Here is a 9804-nt window from a genome sequence, read left to right as displayed (position 1 = left end):
GGCGACTCCACAAGCCAACACAAAACCGCTATTTTGTCATACCCGCGCCGAGAATGAAGCGATCTGTTATAAGATCCGAACATAACTTTGGTTATATGGTTAAAAAAGGAACCATCTGGCATGCTTTTCACGCTAAAAAAGATCGTCGGCGGTCTGCTGCTGCCGCTTCCTGCCCTGCTGTTGCTGATCGGTATCGGGATCGCCCTGTTATGGTTCAGCCGCTTTCAACGTACCGGGAAGCTGTGCGTGAGCCTCGGCTGGCTGCTGCTGGCGCTGCTGAGCCTGCAGCCCGTGGCAGACAGCCTGCTTAAGCCGATAGAAGATCGCTATCCCACCTGGCGCGGCGAGCAGCCGGTGAGCTACGTGGTGGTGCTGGGCGGCGGCTATACCTGGAACCCGGAGTGGGCGCCAAGCTCTAACCTTATCAGCAACAGCCTGCCGCGCCTGACGGAGGGCATTCGCCTGTGGCAGGAGAATCCGGGATCGAAAATGATCTTTACCGGCGCGGCGGCAAAAACCAACCCCGTCAGCACGGCGGAGGCCGGGGCGAGAGTGGCGGAGAGCCTCGGCGTACCGCGCAGCGATATCATCGTGCTCGATAAGCCGAAAGATACGGAAGAGGAAGCGCTGGCGGTGAAGGGCGCCATCGGCGACGCCCCCTTCCTGCTGGTCACCTCGGCGTCACACCTTCCGCGGGCGATGATCTTCTTTCGCCATGCCGGTCTGGACCCGCTGCCCGCACCGGCTAATCAGATGGCGATCACGTCACCGCTCAATCCGTGGGAGCGGGTCATTCCTTCTCCGGTGTGGCTGATGCACAGCGACCGGGTCGGCTATGAAACGCTCGGTCGCGTTTGGCAATGGCTGAAAGGCAGCTCAGGCGAGCCAGGGCAGGAGTGATTTTGCGGCGAGGTCGAAACGGGCGCGGTCAAAGCGCCCGGTATTGACCAGACTATCCACCTCATCCCACAGCAGATAAAGCCAGCGCCGCCAGACAAAGGCCTCGGAAACCGGCGCCTGCTGCAGGTAGCGCCATAGCAGCTGCTCGGCCTGGCCCCCCTCCGCGAGACGGAACAGTTCGTACTCCCGCGGCGCCCACAGCATCATCCCCGGGCCGACCATCGCCAGCAGCTGGTCGCTGCGCGGATCTTTCAGCATGCTGCGCAGGGTGAAATTGCCGTGCACCAGCACGGCATTATCATTGAAGTCGCGGAACAGCTCCGGCAGACACTCGCGAGAGCGGAACAAAACCCGCTTATCCTGCATGGTCAGGCCGGTGTCCTGATACAGGTTCAGGGTGCTCCACAACATCGCCACCCGTTGCCGGTACCAGTTCGGCCACAGATTATCCTGGGTATTATCGACCATTCCCACGCAGCCGCCGCTGTCCTGACGATGCCAGGCCAGCAGCGCCTCGACGATCTGCTCCTGCAGCTGCTCCCAGCGCGCCGGGGTGCGGGTGGGCGCCTCCACCGGGACGCCGCGCAGGCGCTCAAGCAGCAGCACGTCCGGCCCAGGATGCTCTTCGTGCGTCATCACGCCGTAGACCACCGGCATGCGCACCGTACCGCTGCGCGCCAGAGTTGAGATCTTCCAGGCCAGCTGCCGCGCCACCCCGGGCGTGGTGAAACTTCGCGCCAGCAGCGGCATCGGATTTCCCTGCGCGTCATACAGGGACCACAGCGCCGTAGCGGCTTTTTCACTGACACACTCCACCCGGCTCAGCTTTTCGCCAAGCAGGTGACTGAGTTCGGTTCGCAACTGTTCCATTGTCGATTACCCCTATGAACACTACTGATTTCATAATGAGCGCCCGCATCTGGGTTGTCATCGGATAAGATCAAAAATGGGCAAAAAAAGCATAAAACTGGAGGGGATATCCCCTCCTGCAAGGAGGGGACAGAGGACTAGCGCAGTTCAGCGCGGACGCGCGCCAGATCTTCAGGGGTATCGACGCCGGTGCCGGGCACTTCGGCCGCCACGGCGACGTGGATCTTCTCGCCATACCACAGCACCCGCAGCTGCTCGAGCATTTCAATCTGCTCCAGCGGGCTTGGCGCCCAGCTGACGTAGCGGCGAATAAAGCCGGCGCGATAGCCATAGATGCCGATGTGGCGCAGCAGAGAATCACCAATGGCGTCGCGGGAGTGGGCAAAGCGATCGCGATCCCAGGGAATGGTGGCGCGGGAGAAATAGAGCGCATAGCCCTGCGCATCCATCACTACTTTGACCGCATTTGGATTAAACGCCTCTTCCGCATCGTGGATCGGTACCGCCAGCGTCGCCATTCCGCTGGTGCTGGCAGCCAGATTCTCCGCCACCTGGCGGACGATAGCCGGGGGGATCATCGGCTCATCGCCCTGGATATTGACGATGATGGTGTCATCGCTGAACGCGCACTTCTCCACCACCTCCGCCAGCCGTTCGGTGCCGGACTGATGGTCGGCGCGGGTCATGCAGACCTCGCCGCCGGCGGCTTCAACCGCCCGGGCGACATCTTCGTGATCGGTGGCGACAATAATGCGTTCCGCGCCGGATTCGCGGGCGCGCTCCAGCACATGGACAATCATCGGCTTGCCGTTAATGTCCTGCAGTGGTTTTCCCGGCAGGCGCGTGGAGGCGAAACGCGCAGGAATAATGACCACGAAACTCATGAGTGACTCTCTTCTACCGCCAGCGGACGCGCTTCTGTCTCCAGCAGCACAGGGATGCCGTCGCGGAGCGGAAACGCCAGACTATCAAGTTTGCAAATAAGTTCTTGCTTATCCTGACTGTAATACAGCTTACCGTTACAGACCGGGCAGGCGATGATTTCAAGTAAACGGTGATCCATGTTTCCTCCTGATGGACCGGATAGATTTCTCAGCAGCATAACACAGGAAGGTCGGCGCCGGGATCAATCGGCATCGATTTCCCACCCCTGCGTCTGGCCGACAAACAGCCCTTCCGGCAGGCGTCGGCACAGGATCCGCTCTGCCGATTGCCAGCGTGCGAAATCGTTGATCGCCCGGCGCAGCCCCTGCTCCAGACCACGGGTGATCTTCACCCCATCCTCCAGCCACAGGGCGAAGATCTCCAGTTCCCGGCTTTTGCGATGTATTTTACTGTCCATCCGCCCGACCAGTTTTCCCTGGTGCAGCAGAGGCAGTACGAAGTAGCCATACTGACGCTTCGGCGCAGGGGTATAGCACTCCAGGCGATAGCTGAAGTTGAACAGCTGCTCAGCGCGTTTCCGATCCCAGACCACCGGGTCGAAGGGCGAGAGCACGGCGCTATGGCTGGCGGTAAGTTTACCGCCGGGCGCGGACTCCAGCTGCGCCAGCGCATCGCGATGGAGCCACATCTCGCCAAGCGCTTCCACGTTGGCCTGGGTCACCAGACCCTCTTCCTGCCAGGCCGCCAGCAGACCCGGTAGCGCCGGCTGACGTAAACGATAGTAATCCGCCAGCCACTGGGGACGAAAGATGCCGAGGCTGCGGGCGCTGTTGCGCAGCATGATGGCCTCTGCGGCGTCGCGGGACAGCGCATCGCGCTCGTCGTCCCAGTGCGGCATCACCCGCCGGGTTAAATCATACACGCGGTGAAAGTTGCGCCGCTCCACCACCATCACTTCCCCGGCGGTAAACAGCCCTTCCAGGTGGCGCTTATGCGGTTTCCACTCCCACCAGCCGCTGGCGCCTTTGCGAGGGTGGGCAAAATCCGCCGAGCGAACCGGCCCGTTTTGGCCGATATGCGCCACCAGCTCTGCAATACTGCCGGCATGCTCCTCCATCCACGCGCGATGATATTTCCAGCCCATCTTGTCGGGGTTCAACATCCGGTGGCGTACAAGGGCGAAATCGCTGCGCGGCAGAAAACAGGCTTCATGCGCCCAGTATTCCATCAGCTCGCCGTTGCGCAGCGACTCATCCAGCCAGTGCTGCGGATAGCTGCCGAGACGGCTGAACAGCACCAGGTAGGGGCTGCGGGCCACCACGTTGATGGTATCGATTTGCAGCAGCGACATCTGCTGGACGGTGGAAAGGATGTCATTTGGGCGAGCGCGACGCCGGGGCTTTTTTAATAACCCCTGCGCCGCGAGATGGAGGTGGCGCGCCTCATTAAGCGATAGTTGCAATACCGACATGCAGGTTCTCCGTCAGGATTTCCAGCACAGCGGCGAGCAAAGCCGGCGCGTCGGTTAACGTTGCGCCAACGTCGCTAAGTCCGCAAGCAACCGCTGTGCGCGTTCATCGGCCATTATGGCGTCGACCGGTAAATACCACCAGTTCGCAGCGGCGAAATCGCGACATTTCACGGCGTCTTTTTCGGTCATCAGCAGCGTCTGCCCGGCGGTTACCAGGGCGGCGACATCGGCCTGGCTCAGCGCCTGATGGTCCGCCAGAGCCACGGTTTTGACCGGTTGGACGCCACTGCTTTCGAGGGTGGCGAAAAAGCGCGGCGGATGGCCGATGCCGGCCATTGCCACCACGTTAGTGAAGGTAGAGACATCGCGACGTTCACCGGTGAGCAGGTTGACCGCCATCCCGGGACGCAGCTGCATCGGGATCTCTCCCGGACGCGCCACGCCGCCGTTGACGATAACCGCATCAACGCTTTGCAAGCGCGACGCCCGCTCACGCATCGGCCCGGCAGGCAGCCACCAGCCGTTGCCAAAGCGGCGCACGCCGTCGATGACGACAATTTCCCGGTCCCGCGCCAGCTTATAGTGCTGCAAACCATCGTCGGTCACGATAATCTGCAGATCGTGCGCGCTGAGCAGCGATTTCACCGCGTCGCTGCGCAGCGGAGAGACAGCCACCGGCGCGCCGGTGCGCTGATGGATGAGCACCGGTTCATCACCTGCCTGCGCCGTACTGGTCCGGTCAGTTAACACCAGCGGGTAGCGTTCGGCTTTACCGCCGTAGCCGCGGGAGACCACCCCAACGCGAATGCCGCGCTGTTGCAGCTGCTCCACCAGCCAGATCACCACCGGCGTTTTACCATTGCCGCCGGCGGTCAGGTTACCGACCACCACCACCGGCACCGGCGCGCGCCAGGCTTTTTTCCACCCCAGCTGATAACTGAGGCGAATCACCGCGCTCACCAGGCCATACAGCCAGGAGAGCGGCAGCAGCAGGCGCCACAGCGGCGATTCACCGGACCAGATGCGCGCGATCATTCGCCGAATTGCATCTTATGCAGCTGGGCGTATACGCCTTTATGCTCCAGCAGGTCGTGGTGCGTTCCGCGCTCCACGATCCGCCCGTCTTCAACCACCACGATCTCATCAGCCTGCTCAATGGTTGACAGACGGTGGGCGATAACCAGCGAGGTGCGGTTTTTCTGCAGCTCATCCAGCGCCGCCTGAATCGCACGCTCGGACTCGGTATCCAGCGCCGAGGTGGCTTCATCGAGGATCAGGATCGGGCTGTTACGCAGTAGCGCACGGGCGATAGCAATACGCTGGCGCTGGCCGCCGGACAGCATCACGCCATTTTCGCCGATGATGGTATCCAGGCCATTGTCCATCTTGTTGATGAAGTCCATGGCGTAGGCCATCCGCGCAGCCTCTTCAATTTGCTCGCGGCTGTACTCTTCGGTACGGGCATAGGCGATGTTATTAGCGACGGTATCATTGAACAGGTGCACGTTCTGTGAAACCAGCGCGACCTGGTCGCGCAGCGAGCTCAGCTTGTACTCGCGCAGGTCGTGGCCATCCAGCAGGATCTGCCCGTCGTCGACATCGTAGAAGCGTGTGATCAGGCTGGCGATGGTCGATTTACCCGACCCGGAGCGTCCCACCAACGCCACGGTTTTCCCTTCCGGGATATCGAGATTGATATTGCGCAGCGCGGCCACTTCGCGACCCGGATAGGTAAAGGTGACGTTCTCGAACTTGAGATTGCCTTTCGCCCGCTCAATGACGCGCGTACCTTCGTCTTTTTCCTGCTCGGAATCGAGGATCGCAAACAGCGTCTGGCATGCCGCCATCCCGCGCTGGAACTGGGCATTGACGTTGGTCAGCGACTTCAGCGGACGCATCAGCGCAATCATGGAGGAGAAGACCACGGTAATGGTCCCGGCGGTCAGGGTGTCCATCACGCTCGGGAAGCTGGCGGCATACAGGACAAAGGCCAGCGCCAGGGAGGCGATAAGCTGAATGATCGGGTCGGAGATAGACGAGGCGGAAACCATCTTCATCCCCTGCAAGCGCATTTTATTGCTGACCTTATCAAAACGTTTAGTTTCCACTTCCTGGCCGCCAAACATCAGCACCTCTTTGTGCCCTTTCAGCATCTGCTCGGCGCTGGTGGTGACCTGCCCCATCGTGTTCTGCATATTCTTACTGATATTGCGAAAACGCTTGGAGACCACGCGGATTGCTACCGACACGATAGGCGCCAGTACGATCAGGATCAGCGACAGCTGCCAGCTGTAATAGAACATCATCACGAACAGGCCGATAATCGATGCCCCTTCGCGGACCACGGTGATCAGCGCGCTGGAAGAAGAGGAAGCGACCTGCTCGGAATCATAGGTGATACGTGACAGCAGCGTCCCGGTAGACTGCTTGTCAAAGAATGCCACCGGCATACCCATCATGTGGCCGAACAGGCGACGACGCATGGTCATCACCACCTTGCCGGAAACCCAGGAGATACAATAGCTCGAGATGTAGCTGGTGATCCCACGCAGCACCATCAGCCCGATAACCACCAGCGGCATCCATAGCAGCACTGAGCGATCCGTTTTACCAAAACCATCATCCAATAACGGTTTAAGAAGCGATAACATGAAGGTGTCACTGCCCGCGTTAAGCACTAACGCCACCGCCGCTACGATTAGCCCGGCTTTAAACGGTGCAATAATCGGCCAAAGTCGGCGGAAGGTCTGCCACGTGGAGAGATCTTTATCGTTCTGCATTCAATAAACCAGCTTGTGTTGAAATAGCCGCATATTCTACCCGTTATCGGCGGGCGCGCCAAACCACTGATGATACCAACGTGGTAAAACTTGATCCCGTAAGCTATGGATTTGCCACCCTTCTGCAGAAAAAACCACCGTTATCTGCCCCTGCTGCGGCGTGGCGAACCAGCGATACCCCCGCTGGCGATAACGCTGAACGACCTTCTGCGAGGGCATCCGCCACGCATTGTAGCGCGAAGCGGAAACCAGCGCGGCCGCGCCATCCACCCGCCGGATCAGCAGCTCGCTGGAGGAGGTGTTGCTGCCGTGATGGGGAACCTGAATAAGTGTAGACGCCAGATGCTGCCAGTAGCGGCTGATCATCGCCTGCTCCGCCTGACGTTCTATATCGCCGGTCAGCAGGATGCTGGAGCGACCGTCATCGATCCGCACCACGCAGGAGTGATTATTTCCCTTTGCCGTGCTGCCCGGCAGCGGCCACAGCGCCTGGAAAGTGAGTCCCTGCCACTGCCAGCGCTCGCCGCGATGGCACGGCAGATGACCCGACCAGCCTGGCGGGCTGCGCACCCACGCCTGCGGCCATGCCTGCAGCACCGATTCGAGGCCGCCGCGATGGTCAAGATGCTCGTGGCTCAGCATAATCCCCTGCAGCTGCAGATGGTGCCAGCGCAGCCACGGGATAATCACCTGTCGACCGCTGTCGCCCTGCGGCCATGCCGGCCCGGTATCGTACAATAACGCCTTGCCGTAACGCTCGATCACCATCGCCAGCCCCTGCCCGACATCCAGCATCGTCACCTGCCATTGGTCCGCGGGCGGTTGCCGGCTGAATGGCCGCGTCAGCAAAAACAGCACGCTCAGACACAGCGCCGGCGAATGTCGCCAGCTCTGAAAACGCCAGCCCATCACCAGCAGCCACGGCAGGCTACTGATCCAGAGCCAGCGGGCATCCAACGTCAGCCAGCCGTCCGGTAAACGTCGTAACCCCCAGAACAATACCGCCAGCACGCGATCGGCTGCCAGCCAGTTCAGCGACGCCACCATCTCCGGTCCAGTGAGATGCAGCAGCATTCCGGCGAGAATGAGCGGCACCGCCAGCAGGGTCACTAACGGTACCGCCAACAAATTGGCGGCCATCGACGTCAGGCTTATGCCGTGGAAGAGCAGCAGTTGCAGCGGCATCAGCAGCAGCGTCACGCCAGCCTGCAAATGCGCGAGGGCGAACAGGGCTTTCCACGGCCAGCGCCAGCGGCTGTCAGGCAGCGGTAACCACTGGTACCAGAATATCAGCCCCGCCACGGCGAAGGCGGATAGCCACAGGCTTTGCGACAACACCGCTAACGGATCGGCAACCAGTATCGCCCCCAAACAGCAGAGCCACACCTGCCATGCCGTCCAGCGTTGACCCAACAAACGTAAAGCACAGCAGACCGCAAGCCCTACGCAAGTGCGCAGGGCCGGCGGCTGCATACCGGTCAGCCAGGCATAGCCGACGGCGCCCGCCAGCCCGGCCAGCAGCGGTAGCCGCCAGCCGATCCAGCGCCCCGGTAAAAGTGACTGTAATCCGCGCAGCAGGAGCACGATCAGGGAAGCCGCGAGAGCAATATGCAAACCGGAGATAGCCATCAGGTGGGAGGTGCCTGTGTTCTGCATCAGGACCTTTATCTCCGCCGGCAGCGCCAGCCGCTCCCCCATTCCCAGCCCCAGCATCACCGGATGCCAGGGATAAGTCTGCAATCGCCGGGTCAGCGACGCCAGGTAGCGGGCGCGCAGACTGCAGCGGGTATCCAGCGCGGAAGCGGCGACGATCCCCCCGCTCAGCGGCCGATGCTGAGCCAGCGCATAGCGCTGGCTGTCGAAGCCCCCGTCATTGAGCTGCCCATGCACCGGCCGCAGGCGCAGCGTCATCATCCAGCGCTGCCCCTCGCAGACGGGCGCAGGTGCAAGTTCCCCGTATAAAGTCACGCCAACCGGAGGGAACAGGAAGCGACCCGCCAGGCGCACAATCTGCCCGCGGTGCAGGGTCTGACCATCCGTCTCGTGAAGGATCACTTCCGCCTGACGGACGGCGCCGGTGAGGTGCTGCGTTGGCCACAGCGCCTGATACGCGCTTAAAACTCCCCAGACCATCAGCAGAAGCGTCATCGTCACAACGGCGACGACCGTCCCGCGCAGACGGGTCAGCAATATCGCCAGTACGCCGGCGACCGCCAGAATGCCCGGCCCCGGCAACGCGGGTAGCCAGAGTAGCGGCAGTATTGCGATGATGGCGCATCCGGCAAGCCATGGTAGACGCATAAACACCTCCCTGTGAGCGGGCAGTGTTACGCAAAGCGAGGCTGGCGTCCTGGGGCAGTATTCAGGCGCGCGCGCAGCGTTCCAGACAATCGTCACGCTTGCAGTCAGGCACTTTTGTTTTGCGAGGCGGAACGCAAATGGCGGGTACAAAAAAAGCACCCAAAGGTGCTTTTATCGTCAGGCAGGTTGCACGTCGTGCAACTCACCCTTCATAAATATTGGCGCGGTCACGTAATTCTTTCCCGGGCTTAAAGTGCGGAACGTACTTACCTTCCAGTTCGACTTTATCACCAGTTTTCGGGTTACGTCCGGTGCGAGGTGCTCGATAGTGCAGAGAGAAGCTGCCGAAACCGCGGATTTCAATGCGCTCACCTTGAGCAAGCGTTGAGGCCATATGTTCCAGCATTTCTTTAACAGCATCTTCCACCGCTTTCGCCGGAATGTGAGATTGCTGGCTGGCAAGTCTTTCAATCAATTCTGACTTGGTCATTATTCCTCCGGTTTCCTTCAAGGCAAAAATTAGCTAACAGCTTAAACAAGGGCGGCCGTAGCCGCCCTTTGTGCTTGATTACAGGACGAATCCTGCAATCTGTCAAG

General features: G+C 60.7%; 9 protein-coding genes. 1 reads left to right on the top strand and 8 read right to left on the bottom strand.

Translation table 11 applies throughout. The features are described from left to right. The first annotated feature begins 120 nt into the window (after positions 1–120). Positions 121–900: an envelope biogenesis factor ElyC gene (gene elyC / locus ABLX76_RS21675; protein ID WP_032455272.1), complete on the top strand. Its 780-nt coding sequence runs from the start codon at positions 121–123 to the stop codon at positions 898–900. Here elyC and ABLX76_RS21670 read toward each other — a convergent pair. The 8 genes from ABLX76_RS21670 to ihfB form a co-directional block, all read right to left on the bottom strand. Beyond that, positions 877–1770 carry a YcbJ family phosphotransferase gene (locus ABLX76_RS21670; protein ID WP_004201393.1) on the bottom strand — a complete coding sequence of 298 codons (894 nt, stop codon included), beginning with the start codon at positions 1768–1770 and terminating at the stop codon, positions 877–879. The two genes, elyC and ABLX76_RS21670, sit on opposite strands and share 24 nt — an antisense overlap. A gap of 137 nt (positions 1771–1907) precedes the next feature. Then, entirely contained in the window at positions 1908–2654 is a 747-nt protein-coding gene (gene kdsB, locus ABLX76_RS21665; protein WP_023289025.1) for a 3-deoxy-manno-octulosonate cytidylyltransferase, read from the bottom strand. Next, entirely contained in the window at positions 2651–2833 is a 183-nt protein-coding gene (ycaR, locus tag ABLX76_RS21660; protein WP_004201390.1) for a protein YcaR, read from the bottom strand. Before ycaR ends, kdsB begins: the two co-directional genes overlap by 4 nt. Positions 2834–2896: 63 nt before the next feature. Next, positions 2897–4126: a winged helix-turn-helix domain-containing protein gene (locus ABLX76_RS21655; protein ID WP_087849037.1), complete on the bottom strand. Its 1230-nt coding sequence runs from the start codon at positions 4124–4126 to the stop codon at positions 2897–2899. 54 nt (positions 4127–4180) lie between these two features. Beyond that, a complete protein-coding gene (lpxK, locus tag ABLX76_RS21650) occupies positions 4181–5161 on the bottom strand; it encodes a tetraacyldisaccharide 4'-kinase (RefSeq protein ID WP_065812154.1) in 981 nt (326 codons plus the stop codon). Next, positions 5158–6906 carry a lipid A ABC transporter ATP-binding protein/permease MsbA gene (gene msbA / locus ABLX76_RS21645; protein ID WP_004201387.1) on the bottom strand — a complete coding sequence of 583 codons (1749 nt, stop codon included), beginning with the start codon at positions 6904–6906 and terminating at the stop codon, positions 5158–5160. The genes lpxK and msbA overlap by 4 nt, the downstream gene beginning before the upstream one ends. 36 nt (positions 6907–6942) lie before the next feature. Then, complete coding sequence (locus ABLX76_RS21640) at positions 6943–9207, bottom strand: ComEC family protein (RefSeq protein ID WP_348875281.1); 2265 nt, start codon at positions 9205–9207, stop codon at positions 6943–6945. Between the two features lie 202 nt (positions 9208–9409). Next, on the bottom strand, positions 9410–9697 hold the full coding sequence (gene ihfB, locus ABLX76_RS21635) for an integration host factor subunit beta (protein WP_002898165.1): 288 nt from the start codon (positions 9695–9697) through the stop codon (positions 9410–9412). Positions 9698–9804 lie beyond the last annotated feature (107 nt).

Origin of the sequence: Klebsiella sp. JB_Kp004 (genome assembly GCF_040065795.1) — a bacterium.
Classification (GTDB): Bacteria; Pseudomonadota; Gammaproteobacteria; order Enterobacterales; family Enterobacteriaceae; genus Klebsiella; species Klebsiella quasipneumoniae.
The sequence above is the reverse complement of the archived record's forward strand: the minus strand, read 5'-3'. Positions and strand labels throughout refer to the sequence as shown.

Bases quoted from the DNA above. Each gene is read 5' to 3' on its own strand.
- ABLX76_RS21670 (WP_004201393.1), bottom strand. From the start codon at position 1,770: ATGGAACAGTTGCGAACCGAACTCAGTCACCTGCTTGGCGAAAAGCTG.
- kdsB (WP_023289025.1), bottom strand. From the start codon at position 2,654: ATGAGTTTCGTGGTCATTATTCCTGCGCGTTTCGCCTCCACGCGCCTG.
- ABLX76_RS21640 (WP_348875281.1), bottom strand. From the start codon at position 9,207: ATGCGTCTACCATGGCTTGCCGGATGCGCCATCATCGCAATACTGCCG.
- elyC (WP_032455272.1), top strand. From the start codon at position 121: ATGCTTTTCACGCTAAAAAAGATCGTCGGCGGTCTGCTGCTGCCGCTT.
- msbA (WP_004201387.1), bottom strand. From the start codon at position 6,906: ATGCAGAACGATAAAGATCTCTCCACGTGGCAGACCTTCCGCCGACTT.
- ABLX76_RS21655 (WP_087849037.1), bottom strand. From the start codon at position 4,126: ATGTCGGTATTGCAACTATCGCTTAATGAGGCGCGCCACCTCCATCTC.
- ihfB (WP_002898165.1), bottom strand. From the start codon at position 9,697: ATGACCAAGTCAGAATTGATTGAAAGACTTGCCAGCCAGCAATCTCAC.
- lpxK (WP_065812154.1), bottom strand. From the start codon at position 5,161: ATGATCGCGCGCATCTGGTCCGGTGAATCGCCGCTGTGGCGCCTGCTG.
- ycaR (WP_004201390.1), bottom strand. From the start codon at position 2,833: ATGGATCACCGTTTACTTGAAATCATCGCCTGCCCGGTCTGTAACGGT.